Origin of the sequence: Campylobacter estrildidarum (genome assembly GCF_005406205.1) — a bacterium.
Taxonomy (GTDB): domain Bacteria; phylum Campylobacterota; class Campylobacteria; order Campylobacterales; family Campylobacteraceae; genus Campylobacter_D; species Campylobacter_D estrildidarum.
Window position 1 is genome coordinate 1 of record NZ_NXLZ01000004.1, and the last position, 14,271, is coordinate 14,271.

13 protein-coding genes and 1 pseudogene are annotated in these 14,271 nt (G+C 30.5%); 9 read left to right on the forward strand and 5 right to left on the reverse strand.

What is annotated here, in order from left to right:
* The 5 genes and pseudogenes from CQA69_RS02940 to ilvE all read right to left on the reverse strand — a co-directional run.
* A pseudogene (locus CQA69_RS02940) lies at nucleotides 1–1,290 on the reverse strand (cache domain-containing protein); the annotation flags it as partial.
* A 234-nt stretch (nucleotides 1,291–1,524) separates the two neighbouring features.
* Nucleotides 1,525–2,034, reverse strand: a complete 510-nt coding sequence (locus tag CQA69_RS02945) for a DUF2393 family protein (protein ID WP_137620340.1) — start codon at nucleotides 2,032–2,034, stop codon at nucleotides 1,525–1,527.
* Nucleotides 2,034–2,564 carry a DUF2393 family protein gene (locus CQA69_RS02950; protein ID WP_137620341.1) on the reverse strand — a complete coding sequence of 177 codons (531 nt, stop codon included), beginning with the start codon at nucleotides 2,562–2,564 and terminating at the stop codon, nucleotides 2,034–2,036. Before CQA69_RS02950 ends, CQA69_RS02945 begins: the two co-directional genes overlap by 1 nt.
* Before the next feature lie 18 nt (nucleotides 2,565–2,582).
* Nucleotides 2,583–3,659: a prohibitin family protein gene (locus CQA69_RS02955; RefSeq protein WP_137620342.1), complete on the reverse strand. Its 1,077-nt coding sequence runs from the start codon at nucleotides 3,657–3,659 to the stop codon at nucleotides 2,583–2,585.
* Nucleotides 3,660–3,661: 2 nt separating this feature from the next.
* Nucleotides 3,662–4,582, reverse strand: coding sequence for a branched-chain-amino-acid transaminase (gene ilvE, locus CQA69_RS02960; RefSeq protein ID WP_137620343.1), 921 nt, complete (start codon nucleotides 4,580–4,582; stop codon nucleotides 3,662–3,664).
* A gap of 221 nt (nucleotides 4,583–4,803) precedes the next feature.
* Between ilvE and CQA69_RS02965 the strand changes: the two genes are divergently transcribed.
* The 9 genes from CQA69_RS02965 (at nucleotide 4,804) to carB (ending at nucleotide 14,257) form a co-directional block, all read left to right on the forward strand.
* On the forward strand, nucleotides 4,804–5,010 hold the full coding sequence (locus CQA69_RS02965) for a tautomerase family protein (protein ID WP_137620344.1): 207 nt from the start codon (nucleotides 4,804–4,806) through the stop codon (nucleotides 5,008–5,010).
* On the forward strand, nucleotides 5,007–5,465 hold the full coding sequence (bcp, locus tag CQA69_RS02970) for a thioredoxin-dependent thiol peroxidase (protein ID WP_137620345.1): 459 nt from the start codon (nucleotides 5,007–5,009) through the stop codon (nucleotides 5,463–5,465). The genes CQA69_RS02965 and bcp overlap by 4 nt, the downstream gene beginning before the upstream one ends.
* Nucleotides 5,465–6,556, forward strand: a complete 1,092-nt coding sequence (locus CQA69_RS02975; protein WP_137620346.1) for an epoxyqueuosine reductase QueH — start codon at nucleotides 5,465–5,467, stop codon at nucleotides 6,554–6,556. The genes bcp and CQA69_RS02975 overlap by 1 nt, the downstream gene beginning before the upstream one ends.
* 91 nt (nucleotides 6,557–6,647) lie before the next feature.
* Nucleotides 6,648–7,088 (forward strand): 3-hydroxyacyl-ACP dehydratase FabZ, encoded by a 441-nt coding sequence (fabZ, locus tag CQA69_RS02980; RefSeq protein WP_137620347.1) that lies wholly within the window; start codon nucleotides 6,648–6,650, stop codon nucleotides 7,086–7,088.
* Nucleotides 7,088–7,879 (forward strand): acyl-ACP--UDP-N-acetylglucosamine O-acyltransferase, encoded by a 792-nt coding sequence (gene lpxA, locus CQA69_RS02985; protein ID WP_137620348.1) that lies wholly within the window; start codon nucleotides 7,088–7,090, stop codon nucleotides 7,877–7,879. The genes fabZ and lpxA overlap by 1 nt, the downstream gene beginning before the upstream one ends.
* A complete protein-coding gene (gene clpX / locus CQA69_RS02990) occupies nucleotides 7,872–9,095 on the forward strand; it encodes an ATP-dependent Clp protease ATP-binding subunit ClpX (RefSeq protein ID WP_137620349.1) in 1,224 nt (407 codons plus the stop codon). Before lpxA ends, clpX begins: the two co-directional genes overlap by 8 nt.
* 20 nt (nucleotides 9,096–9,115) lie before the next feature.
* The gene (locus CQA69_RS02995; RefSeq protein WP_137620350.1) at nucleotides 9,116–10,156 is read left to right on the forward strand and encodes a rod shape-determining protein; all 1,041 of its coding nucleotides are present in this window, start codon (nucleotides 9,116–9,118) and stop codon (nucleotides 10,154–10,156) included.
* Complete coding sequence (gene mreC / locus CQA69_RS03000; RefSeq protein WP_137620351.1) at nucleotides 10,146–10,895, forward strand: rod shape-determining protein MreC; 750 nt, start codon at nucleotides 10,146–10,148, stop codon at nucleotides 10,893–10,895. Before CQA69_RS02995 ends, mreC begins: the two co-directional genes overlap by 11 nt.
* 92 nt (nucleotides 10,896–10,987) lie before the next feature.
* Entirely contained in the window at nucleotides 10,988–14,257 is a 3,270-nt protein-coding gene (gene carB / locus CQA69_RS03005; RefSeq protein ID WP_137620352.1) for a carbamoyl-phosphate synthase large subunit, read from the forward strand.
* The last annotated feature ends 14 nt before the right edge of the window (nucleotides 14,258–14,271 follow it).

The window sequence follows — 14,271 nt, forward strand, 5'->3', positions numbered from 1 at the left end:
ATCTCCTCTTTCTACTGTTTGAACTGTAGAGACTGATTCTTTTACAGCTTGGTTATCTTGTTCTAAACCTTGTTTAGTAGCAAGGATGTTTTCATTGATGATTTTTCCCATTTGTCCCAATTCATCATTATTATGAACTTCTATAGTTTTGACATCATTTCTTTTATGATTTAAGAAAAGGAAGAAATTTTCCAAAGAATGAAGTGTAGTTCCAATTCTTACAGTTACTAATTTCCTAACACAGATGTAAATAATTGCTAAGATAATAAATAAAAATACAATTGCTACTATTATTATTGCAAATTGAAGTTTATATAAAGGGGCCAAAACAGATGCTTTAGGAGTTGTTACTAGTATGCTCCAGTGACTTGAATTATTTATCGTACTAAAAGATACTACAGAAGCATAGCTTTCAAATCCTGTTGAAGTTAGAAAATTATCTAATAATAAATCTTTATTTGATCTTACAGCTTCTGCAATAGTTTTTGCAGTAGGAGCATGATTATATTCATCTAATTTTTGCAAAAGTGCTTTAGGATTTTCATGTATTACAAATTCAGCATCATTTGATAATAGTATTCTTTGATCTCCTTTATGAAAATCCAAAGATGGATCGAGTAAAACTTTTGCTATTTCTGAAAATTCTAAAGAAAATCCTATTGCTCCAATGTATTTTCCAGTTTTATTAAAAAGCGGCATAGCAAAATTTATACCTATAAATTCTCCGTTTCCAAAATTTAATTTAGTAACTTTGCCAAATGCAACTTTAGGATTATTTGCATTAGCTTGCTGTTGAATTGTTTCCAAAACGGAAATTTTTTGATAAGCATTGTCAAGGCGTATAATTTTAATACCACCAGTAACTCCTGGAGTTGTATCGTTTAATACCATTGAAAAAACACCATCTTTGCACATAAATTTTTCTTTATCGCCACCTGATATCACAGAAGGATCATTTAAATATAAGAAGGCGTATGTAGTATGCATACTACCATCTAAAGTATCCTTAACAAGATTTGTTAGAATATTCATGTCAATAAAACCATCATCTTTTATGGAATCTGTTATAGACATACCAACCGCTCTAGATAGCATTATAGGCTCATTTAATGAACCTTCCATATAATTTACGTATCTTTTTGAAGCTAACTTAACAGATTCTTCAGCTTGATATCCCATATTTGAAGAAACTTGAAAAGATATAAAAGCAATCATAATAGCTAATCCTAAAACAATACTTATTGCTGTAAATAAGATCAGTTTCGTACCAATGCTTAGAGATTTAAACATAATTTAACCCTTTCTGAAATTTAATAGTTTTTATATTCTAAAAAAATGAAAGAGTATATAATATCAAAAAAATTTTTAAAAATAAATAATTAAAAAGTAATAATAAATACATAATGTTTTATATTTAATTTATGGGTATTTAAAGATCAAAAATTTATAATATTTTTAAACTAAAAATTAATTTATTTTTTAGTAAAAATATTACGGTATTTATTATAGAGGTTTTATGCTAGATTAAATACATTTTAGAGTATGATAAAATTCAGCATTATTAAAACTTGGGGGAAATGGAACAGAAGCTGAAAATTCTTTGTAGGTATTTCCAGGAAGTTTATCTATGATTTCTATGGTATAAGAAACGCTTGTGTTTTTCATCTTAGCGTCACGGATGTTTTTGTCGTTGAAAATTTCTCCACCAATACGTTGTTTGTTGAAAATATTTAACATTAAATAGCATTTTCTAATATCAAATTTAGTAAGATTTTGAACTTTGCCTGCAACTATAACACTTTCATTTCTTAAGTCTCTTGTGAAGGTAAGATTGCTAAGATTGGCTTGAATGGTAAATTGATTGATAGTTAAAAAAACAGAATAGATTAAAAGTGCTGTAAAAATTGTTGATATACTATATGCGGTTAAAGCAATCTCTCTTTGTTTGATTTTTAAAAAAATTAATACGCAAATTAAAATAAAGCAAATAACTAAAATAATAAAAGCTATAAAATGATAGATGGTAAGTTGCATTAAAAGCACTCCGAAACTATACCTACAGTATAGTTGTTTTCATAATTAAAATTCTCAAAAGCAATTCTTTGAAATTGTGTTGTATTTTTTTTCAAATCTTTAAGCTCTTGACTCTTTTGTCTAAAAGGCACAAATTGATCTTTGTATTTATTGATAATATTATCTTTTGATAGGGGATTTTTAAAAATTTTAGCCGTAACTTTGCATTCTTTAAAATTATTTTTTGAAGTATTGGTTATATTAAAATCGACTATTAGATCCCCAGAAGTTTGCATCATTCTTTGAGCTATGATTTCTATTTTCCTACCTCTTACTTCGCGATCTATTAACTTATATCCAAAAATATAAATTACAAAGCAAAAGATTAAATTTATAGCAATGATAAAAAGTGCTATAACGGGTCTATGCCTTAGAAATACGCACAAAAAAGTAATACAAACAAAAAGGAAAAAAACAAATAAAATAAGCATAAAATCTACTAAATAGAGATGTGTAACATAAAAAAGCACAATTTCTCTTATTTTTTCCAAATTATTTTTTCCTTGATTTTAATTAAAATTTGTCGAACTTTGTTTTTTTGTATCTTTTGTATCTACCCAAATATTTGGAACTGCACCGCCTGGAGTTAGAAAGATTTTAGCATCTTTATTGATCTTTAAAGCCTCGTTAAATTCTTTTTGCGTTTCTATTTGTTTTAAGTTTAGCAAAGAGTTGTTTAAGCTATTGGCAATTTCTTTATTGGAATAAGCTTGTGCATCTGCTTCTATCTTAACAGCCATAGCCTTACCTTTTGCACTGATAATAGTTGCATTTGCTTCACCTTCAGCTAAAGCTGCTTTTTTTAAAGCTTCTTGGTTGGCTCTTTCGACTTCATATTTGGTTCTTTCTGCTTCTTGTTTGGCAATTTGAACTCGTTCGATTTGCTCTTTTACCTTCGAAGGCAGGATAATTTCTCTTAATTGGACTGCACGGAGTTCTACGGGCTCATTAGGTTGAGTTGCTATCGTTTTTCTTATACCTTCTTCGATTTGAGCGGCTATAGCATTACGATTAGTCGGTAATTCTTCAGCCGTATATTTTCCTACAACACTTCTTACAATATCTCTCACGACAGGATCGATGATTTTATTTTCCCAGTTTAAGCTCCAAGTAGCTATAGTTTGTGGCACTTGAGAAGGATTTAAGCGATATTGAACTGTTACATCTATAGATACAGGAAGTCCCCTTGAATCTAAAACAGAGATACTATTTTTATTGATGACACCTGATCCAAGGTTGAGATTTTCATTAGCTCCTTCAAAGGATGCGTAGTTGATTTGTCTTACTCTTGTGTCAATAATTGTGATCTTTTGTATAAAAGGTAGGAAAAAATGAAGTCCTGGCCCCAAAGGAGTAGGATCGTATTTACCTGTAGTTGATTTGATACCCATTTCTCCAGAATTAACTATGGTAAAGGGTTTTGCAATGGTTATAAATAGTACAAGTACTAAAATAGTGTAAATTATAGGAGAGAATTTCCCAAAACCCTTAAAATTAAATTCGGTTTTAAAATTAAAATTTTTGCGATTATTATTTTCAGAATTTCCATTTTTTTTATTAAAATAATCATTTAAATCAGCTGGCATTTTTATCCTTTAATATAAGTTAGCATAGATGTATATTTTTGATTACGTCCATAAACTATATCAAAATATGCATCTTGAATTTTTTTAGTTATAGAACCTCTCATACCACTACCTATGACTCTTGCGTCTATATTATTAATCGGAGTGATTTCAGCGGCTGTTCCAGTAAAAAATGCTTCATCGGCAGTGTAAGCTTCATCTCTAGAAACTCTTTGACGCAGTACAGTTATACCAAGATCTTGAGCAATTTTAATTACTGTATCTTGAGTGATGCTTTTTAAAGAAAAATCATTTGGAGGTGTAATTAAAGCTCCATCTTTTATCATAAAAAAGCACTCACCTGTTCCTTCTGCAATAAAACCTTCTTCATCAAGCATTAAAGCTTCTTCATATCCTGCTTCAATAGCTTCAAATTTTGCAATTTGTGAATTGAGATAATTTGCGCTTGCTTTAGCTTTACCCATACAAGATTTCACACTATTTCTTATAAAAGATGAAATTTTTACTTTTATGCCTTTTTCTAAGCTTTCTTCGCCAAGATAAGCACCCCATTCCCAAGCGGCTATGCCAACTCTAACAGGAGCTTTGGCATGATATAATCCCATAACTCCATCCCCTAAGAAAATCAAAGGGCGAATATAAACATTATTTTTAAATCCATTTACTTTTAAAAGCTCGATTTGCGCTTCTTCAAGCTCTTTTTGAGTAAAAGGGCAATTTAAAAGAGTGATTTTTGCAGACTCTAAAAGTCTTTTAGTATGATCTTCAAGTCTGAAAATCGCTAAACCTTTATCGGTTTTATAAGCTCTAGTCCCCTCAAAAATAGCATTGCCATAATGCAAAGAATGGGTTAAAAAGTGCAAAGTTGCGTCTTTAAAGTCAATTAATTTTCCATCCATCCAAATTTTATCTGCCGAGATCATTTTTGACCTTATTTAAGTTAAATTATTTTTATTTTAAAAAACTCTATAATTTTATCAAAAGTAGATTAATGATTAATTTTTTATATTGTTTTAATATTGAAAATTTTAAAACCATCAAAACATTAAATTAAGGTTTAAGTTATAGAAAGTTTTTGATTAAAGTTTTAAATTGAAACATATATTTTTGTTATAATTTTAAAAATTAAAAAAAAGGAGAAATGATGCCACTAGTAAATATAAAATTAGCCAAACCCGCATTGAGTAAAGAGCAAAAAGCTGAACTTATAGCCGATGTTACTCATCTTTTAAGTACAAAATATAATAAAAATAAAGAAAGAGTAGTAGTGGTGATAGAAGATGTGGAAAATTATGATATAGGATTTGGTGGAGAAAGTGTGGAGCAAATTAAAGCAAAGGCTGCAAAATGAGTGATTTAAAAATAGGAGATAAAGCTCCAGAATTTGAGCTTTTAAATCAAGATGGAATCAAAATAGCGCTTAAAGATTTTATCGGAAAAAAAGTAATTTTGTATTTTTACCCAAAAGATAATACCCCAGGTTGCACGACAGAAGCTTGTGATTTTAGTGAAAATTATGATCGTTTTAGCGATAAAAATGCTGTGATTTTAGGTATAAGTCCGGATAGCACTTCTAGTCATGAAAAGTTTATTTCTAAATTTGGTTTAAAACATATTTTATTGAGTGATAGTGAAAAAGAAGTAGCAAAACTTTATGGAGCTTGGGGGCTTAAAAAAAACTATGGCAAAGAATATGAAGGCATTATTCGTTCAACTTTTGTGATCGATGAGAATGGAAAAATTACACAAATTTATAGCAATGTGCGTGTAAAAGATCATGCTTTAAAAGTGCTTGAAAGTCTTTAATGCTTGTGCATATTTGTTGTAGTGTAGATAGTCATTATTTTATAGAAGAACTTAGAAAAGCTTATCCTGAGGAAGAAATTGTAGGTTATTTTTATGATCCTAATATCCATCCTTTAAGTGAATATGAATTGCGATTTTTAGATGTTAAAAGAAGTTGCGATAAGCTTAAAATTAAGCTTTATAAAGGGGAGTATGAGTATGAAAAGTGGCTTAATGCTGTGCGTGGATTTGAAAATGAGCCAGAAAAAGGTGCAAGATGTAAGATTTGTTTCGATTTAAGAATGGGATCTAGTGTAGAATTTGCTGCTAAATTGGGACAAAAAAAACTTACAACTACACTTTTAACGAGTCCAAAAAAAGATTTAGAACAGTTAAAAAATGCTTTACAAAAAGAATGTGAACCTTATGGAATAGAATTTTTAGCTCCAGATTTTCGTAAAAATGGAGGGACGCAAAGACAATTTGCTTTGGCCAAAGAGCAAAAACTCTATCATCAAAATTATTGCGGGTGTATTTATGGACTTAAAAAACAAAAACAGGATAAAAATTTTATTGATGAATTGATGTCCCCGATAAATAGACAAATTTTACCTGCAAGTATAGAAGCTAGAATTAAACTTTATAAAAAAGTGAATTTATTAGAAAAAAAAAGCATAAAATTTGAAATTATAAGGCAAAAATTTTTAAATTATAGGCTTTTGAGCGCCTTAATAAAGCTTGATAAAAAAGTAGTTAAAAGCTATATTTTGTTTTATTCTCATTTTAAAAATCATTACACAAGATTTTCTTTAGATGAAAATAATTTGAATCAAAATTTAAAAGATGGTTTTTATAAAAGCACAAAAGATGAAATGCTTTTTGTAGAATTTAAAAAATTTAATTCTTATTTTAAAAACAAATGGAAAAATTTTGAAGATTTTTTAAAAAATCCTTTAAGGGTGGAAGAAGAAATTAAATGGAGAAATAAATTTTTTGGAGCTTATGATCTTTCACCTATTATCATCCTTGAAAAGATTTTTCCTGCACGTTATGAAATCAGCGCCAAAAGTGAAATTTATTATGATACGAAAGAAATTTTAATTAAAAATTGAATTTTTAGTGTTATAAAAATTTTTTTATTAATACAATTTTTAATGATTTTTTTATATAATTAAGTTTTTAATTGTTTTTAAGGCTGATTTAATGATAGATGTAATGCAAATTCAAGAAATTTTACCCCATCGTTACCCTTTTTTACTTGTGGATAGAATCACGGACTTAAAAGTCAAAGAAGTGATTCGTGGATACAAAAATATTAGTATTAGTGATTCAGTTTTTACAGGCCATTTTCCAGGCCATCCTATCTATCCAGGTGTTTTAATTTTGGAAGGTATGGCGCAAACTGGTGGAGTATTAGCCTTTGAAAGTATGGATGATAAAGTAGATCCAAAAAGTAAAGTTGTTTATTTTACCGGCATTGATGGAGCAAAATTTAGAAATCCAGTACGTCCAGGAGATCGTCTTGATTACGAGATGGTTGTTATAAAGAATCGTGGAAATATGTGGGTTTTTAAAGGTCAAGCTTTTGTAGACGGAAATTTAGCCACAGAAGCTGAATTAAAAGCTATGATCGTGGATAAGTAATGAAAAAAATTCATCCGAGTGCAGTAGTAGAAGAAGGTGCAATTCTTGGCGACGATGTTACAATCGAGGCTTATGCTTATGTAAGCAATGAAGCAAAAATTGGAAATGCGGTAACCATAAAACAAGGTGCTAGAATTCTTTCAGATACTACTATAGGGGATCATTCTAGAATTTTTTCTTATGCTATTGTAGGAGATATTCCTCAAGATATTTCTTATAAGGATGAGCAAAAAAGCGGCGTTATTATAGGTAAAAATGCGACAATAAGAGAATTTGCAACTATAAATTCAGGTACAATTAAAGGAGATGGTTTTACACGTATAGGTGATAATGCTTTTATTATGGCATATTGCCATATTGCACACGATTGTATTTTGGGAGATAATATTATTTTAGCTAATAGTGCTACTTTAGCAGGCCATGTAGAACTTGGAGACTTTTGTGTTGTAGGAGGATTAACTCCTATTCATCAGTTTGTAAAAGTAGGGGAAAGCTGTATGATAGCAGGTGCGAGTGCATTATCTCAAGATATTGTTCCTTTTTGTTTAGCAGAAGGAAATCGTGCAAGTATTAGGAGTCTAAATTTAGTAGGAATTCGTCGTCGTTTTGAAAAAGATGAGATAGATAATCTTAATAAAGCTTTTAAATTTTTATTCAGACAAGGAGATTTAAAAGAAAATGCTAAACAAATGTTAGAAAATTACCAAAGTGAAAATGTAAAAAAGATGTGTGATTTTGTTTTAGCTACAAAACGAGGTATTCCAGTATATAGAGGTAAAAATAATGCCTAGAAAATGTAGCTTTTGTAACGAATTTGAAAATCCGCAAAGAAGAATTTTAGCCAACGAAAATGACGATTCTTTTATTTGTGAATGCTGTGTTGAAGGAGCTTATAGTATTATTTTTGGTGAAGAAAAAGATTATAAGGAAGCAAAACAAGATTGTAATGTAGACTTTAAAAATATCACACCAAAAATTTTAAAAGAATATCTTGATCGTTATGTTATTGGCCAAGAAAGAGCGAAGAAGGTTTTTAGCGTAGGTGTGTATAATCACTATAAAAGATTATTTAAATCAGAGTCGATTTTAGATGATACTGAGCTTTTTAAGTCTAATATTTTACTTGTAGGTCCAACTGGTAGTGGTAAAACTTTGCTTGCGCAGACTTTAGCAAAGTTTTTAGATGTGCCTATAGCAATTTGCGATGCAACTTCTTTAACTGAAGCAGGTTATGTTGGTGAAGATGTTGAAAATATACTTACACGTCTTTTGCAAGCTGCTGATGGAGATGTTGAGCGTGCACAAACAGGTATAGTTTTTATAGATGAAATAGATAAAATTGCTAGAATGAGTGAAAATCGTTCGATTACTCGTGATGTGAGTGGAGAAGGGGTTCAGCAAGCTTTACTTAAAATCATAGAAGGAAGTCTTGTTAATATTCCTCCAAAAGGTGGAAGAAAACACCCAAATCAAGATTTTATCCAAATAGATACTTCAAATATTTTATTTGTCTGTGGTGGAGCATTTGATGGTTTAGATCTTATATTAAAACGCAAATTAGGTGATAAGGTTGTGGGATTTTTTGATAGCACTCAAGAAGAAAAAAAAGCTTTGCTTGAAAAAATAGAACCAGATGATTTGGTTCATTTTGGTCTTATACCTGAATTAATTGGACGTTTGCATGTTATAGCATCTTTAAATGAACTTAATGAAGATGATATGGTGAGGATTTTAACCGAACCAAAAAATGCTATTATAAAACAATATCAAAAGCTTTTTGCTATTGATGATGTGAATTTAAAATTTGAAAATGAAGCCTTAAAAGAAATTGCTAAGTTAGCTTTGGAGAGAAAAACTGGGGCTAGAGGGCTTAGAAGTATCATAGAAGAAATGATGGTAGATTTAATGTTTGATTTACCAGAATATAAAAATTATGATATTATTATTACTAAAGAAGTGGTAAGAGATAATGCAAAGGCATTATTGATCAAAAAGAAAATAAGTTAAATCAAGAAAAAAGGGAGAAAATGATTTTAGATCAACTTATAGGATTTTTTTCAAGTGATATGGGTATAGATCTTGGAACAGCAAATACTCTTATTTTGGTTAAAGATAAAGGTATTGTTATTAACGAACCTTCTGTTGTTGCAGTTGAGCGTGAGAAATATGGTGCTAAAGCTAAAATTTTAGCCGTAGGAAAAGAAGCTAAAGAAATGGTAGGAAAAACTCCTGGGAATATAGAAGCAATTCGTCCTATGAAAGATGGAGTTATAGCGGATTTTGACATTACTGAAAAAATGATTCGTTATTTTATAGAAAAAACTCATAGAAGAAAATCTTTTTTACGTCCGAGGATTATTATTTCAGTCCCTTATGGTTTAACTCAAGTGGAAAGAAAAGCCGTTAGAGAAAGCGCACTAAGTGCTGGAGCTAGAGAAGTGTTCTTAATAGAAGAACCTATGGCTGCAGCCATAGGAGCAAATTTACCTATACATGAACCTAAAGGAAATTTGGTTGTCGATATTGGTGGCGGAACAACTGAAATTGGAGTGATTTCTTTGGGTGGTCTTGTTATTTCAAAATCAATTAGAACAGCTGGTGATAAACTTGATATGAGCATAGTAAATTATGTTAAAGAAAAGTACAATTTAATTATTGGCGAAAGAACAGGTGAAGAGATAAAAATAACAATAGGAACAGCAATTCAACTTCCAAAAGAACTTTCTATGGTGGTTAAAGGTAGAGATCAAGTAACTGGACTTTTAAGCCGTATAGAGCTTACAAGTGAGGATGTAAGAGAAGCAATGAAAGAGCAACTTAAAGAAATAGCAGATGCCTTAAAAATGGTTCTTGAAATGATGCCACCTGATTTAGCAAGCGATATTGTTGAAAATGGAGTTGTTTTAACCGGTGGAGGAGCTTTAATCCGTGGTCTTGATAAATATCTTTCAGAGATAGTTCGTTTGCCAATATATATTGCAGATGAGCCACTTTTAGCTGTAGCTAAGGGAACAGGTAAGGCATTGGAAGAAATTTCATTGTTGCAACAATTAACAAATGAAGAATAAACTTATTTTTGTTCTTATTTTATTTTTTTTAATATTTTTATCTTTTTATTATGGAGGATTGATTAAAAAAAACGTTCTCCTAATAAATGATGTTGTTATAGAAGAATTTTATGGAGTTAAAGATTTTATTTCCGAAGAATTTTCTAAACATTTTGATCAAGTGGAACAAATTGAGAAGTTAAAAGCTAGAAATCAAGAATTAGAATATATGGCGGTTTTAACTACAACTTTTGCAAATCAACTCAATCGTATCTTAGAAGATAAAAATTCAACTAAGTATTTACCTCAGGTTTCTTTAACTAGAGCTATTTCTTATGTGCAATTAAATGATTATAAAAAATTATGGCTTGATTTTGTTAAAGTTCCTCCTAATAAAAATAGAGGCTTAATTTATAAAGGATATACTGTAGGAATCGCTATAAATAAAGACAATAGGCCTATGGCAATTTTACAAGGAGATGAGCAATGTGTTTTTGCAGTGTATATAGGGAAAAATAAAATTCCTGGACTTATTAAAGGAGAAAATGGAAAAATATTGGTTAAATTTATTCCAAAATCTTTCAAAATACATATAGGTGATGAAATTTTAACTAGCGGACTTGATAATATATTTTTTTCTGATGTTCCTGTAGGTAGGATAATTCAAATTTATGATGGAGATATTTATCAAAGTGCTGAAGTAAAACCCTATGCTCAAATCAACATACCAGCTTATTTATATATGGTTGATAGTTTATAATTTATTCAAATATCAAGAAAATTTAAAAACCTCAAAGCTTGTCTAAAACTAAAATTTGTTATACTTAGTCCAAAATTTTGTTAGGAATATTTATGCCAAAGCGAACCGATATAAAAAATATTTTACTTATAGGAAGTGGACCCATTGTGATAGGTCAAGCTTGTGAGTTTGATTATTCTGGGACTCAGGCAGCTAAAACTTTAAAAGAATTGGGATATCGTGTAATACTTATTAATTCTAATCCTGCAACGATTATGACAGATCCAGAATTTGCCGATGCAACTTATATAGAACCTATTACAAAAGAAAATATCTTAAATATTATTAAAAAAGAAAAAATTGATGCCATTTTGCCTACTATGGGTGGACAAGTAGCGCTTAATGTCGCAATGGAAGTTTATGAAAGCGGACTTTTAGGGGATGTGAAATTTTTAGGGGCAAATCCTGAAGCGATTAAAAAAGGCGAAGATCGTCAAGTTTTTAAAGAATGTATGAAAAAAATTGGCATGGATTTACCAAAATCGATGTATGCGTATAATTATGATGAGGCCTTAAAAGCTGTTGATGAAATTGGTTTTCCTTTAATGATCCGTGCTTCTTATACTTTAGGTGGTGCTGGAAGTGGCGTTGTTTATAATATGGATGAATTTAAAGAGCTTGCTAATATGGCTTTAGCTTTATCTCCTATACATGAAATTCTTATAGAGGAAAGTTTGCTCGGATGGAAAGAATACGAGATGGAGGTAATACGCGATAAAAATGATAATTGTATTATTGTTTGCAGTATAGAAAATGTCGATCCTATGGGAGTGCATACGGGTGATAGTATTACCGTGGCACCTGCTCTTACTTTAACCGACAAAGAATATCAAGTTATGCGAAATGCTTCTTTTGCTATTTTGCGTGAAATTGGAGTCGATACTGGTGGTTCAAATGTGCAATTTGCTGTCAATCCAAAAAATGGTAGAATGATAGTAATTGAAATGAATCCAAGAGTTTCAAGATCGAGTGCTTTAGCAAGTAAAGCAACGGGATATCCTATAGCAAAAGTAGCGACTCTTTTAGCCGTTGGTTTTACCTTGGATGAGATAAAAAATGATATTACGGGAACTCCAGCTAGTTTTGAGCCTGTGATTGATTATATTGTTACAAAAATTCCTCGTTTTACTTTTGAAAAATTTCCAAATGCAAATACAACTTTAGGCACAGCAATGAAGAGTGTAGGCGAAGTGATGGCTATAGGTCGCACTTTTAAAGAGAGTATTCAAAAAGCACTTTGTTCCTTGGAGAGATCTTTAAGTGGATTTGATGAAGTCAAATTCGAAGATAGAAATGATCTTATATTTAAAATTCGCAATCCCAATGAAAAACGATTGCTTTTTATAGCACAAGCTTTTAGAGAAGGTTTTAGTATAGAAGAGCTTTATGAGCTTTGCAATATTGATCCTTGGTTTTTATCTCAAATTAAAGAAATTGTTGATTTTGAAAAACAAATCGATATGGATATTTTAAATGATAAAATTCTTTTAAGAAAAGCTAAAACTATAGGATTTTCTGATAAGATGATTGCTTTACAAGTTAATTTAAAAGACAATTTAGAACTTAGCCAAAATGATATTTATTATGCAAGAATGAAGCATAAGATTATAGCAGAATTTAGTGAAGTAGATACTTGTGCAGGTGAATTTGAAGCCTTAACTCCTTATTTTTATTCAAGTATTAATGTGAGTGAATTAACTCAAAGCAAACAAGAAGCAAGAGATAGAAAAGAAAAAAAAGTTATGATTATAGGGGGTGGACCAAATCGCATAGGACAAGGTATAGAATTTGATTATGCTTGTGTACATGCTTCTTTTGCCCTAAAAGATATGGGGGTAAAAACTATTATGTATAATTGTAACCCTGAAACTGTTTCGACTGATTATGATACGAGTGATATTTTATATTTTGAACCTATTGATTTTGAGCATTTAAGAGCTGTTATTGAGCGAGAAAAACCTGATGGAATTATCGTGCATTTTGGTGGTCAAACTCCTTTAAAATTTGCCAAACGTCTTAGTGTTTTTGGAGCAAAAATTATAGGTACAAGTGCAAGAGTGATTGATATGGCTGAAGACAGAAAGAAATTTGCTGAATTTGTCGAAAAATTAGGTATCAATCAGCCTAGAAATTCTACAGCAATTAATGTCGAAGAGGCAGTATTAAGGGCTGGTGAAATTGGCTACCCTATTTTAGTTCGTCCAAGTTATGTTTTAGGTGGACGTGCTATGCGTGTGGTTGATAATGAATCTGAACTTCGTCTTTATATGCAAGAAGCGGTAAGTGTAAGCGATAAAAGTCCTGTTTTAATTGATCAATATTTAGAAAATGCTACTGAAATCGATGTGGATGCAATTTGCGACGGGAAAGATGTTTATATTGCTGGAATTATGGAACATATCCAAGAAGCTGGAGTTCATTCAGGTGATAGTGCTTGTTCTTTACCACCTTGCAATATCGATGAAAAAATGCAAAATTTAATTTCAGAAAAAACTGCAGATATTGCTTTAAATTTAGGTGTAATTGGGCTCTTAAATATCCAATTTGCCATTTATAATAATGAGCTTTATATTATAGAAGTTAATCCTAGAGCGAGTCGAACTGTGCCTTTTGTTAGTAAGGCTACAGGTATTCCTTTGGCTAAAGTTGCAACACGTGTGATGTGGCAAGGTAATTTAAAAGAAGCTTTGAAATTTTATGATACTTTTAGCGTGGTGGATTTTAATGGTAAAATTTTACGTCCTAAAATTTCAAAGTATATTTGTGTAAAAGAAGCGGTTTTTCCATTTGCAAAGCTTAGCAGCAGTGATTTAGAGCTTGGACCTGAAATGCGTTCTACTGGAGAAGTAATGGGGATTAGTAAAGATTTTGCTAATTCTTTTGCCAAAAGTCAAATTGCATCTTTTAACCACCTACCAGAAAGTGGAGTTGTATTTATTTCTTTAAAAGAAAAAGATAAAAAATATGCTAAAAAAATCGCTACAGAATATGCTAAATTAGGTTTTAAATTAATGGCAACGAGTGGAACTTGTAAAGAAATACAAGCCAATGGTTTTGAATGTGAGCTTGTGTATAAAATTTCTGAAGGTCGTCCTAATGTTGAAGATAAATTAAAAAATGGTGAAATTAATCTAGTAATTAATACAAGCGATAATCATAGTTTTCAAGGAGATACGAAAAAAATTCGCGAAAATATCATACGCTTTAAAATTCCATACTTTACCAATTTACGTTCCGCTTTAGCGGGTGCTAAATCGATCAAAGCTATACAAGGAAAAACCTACTTGGAAATAAAAAGCTTACAAGAGCATTTAAAAGTTTAAAAGTTATGCAAAAT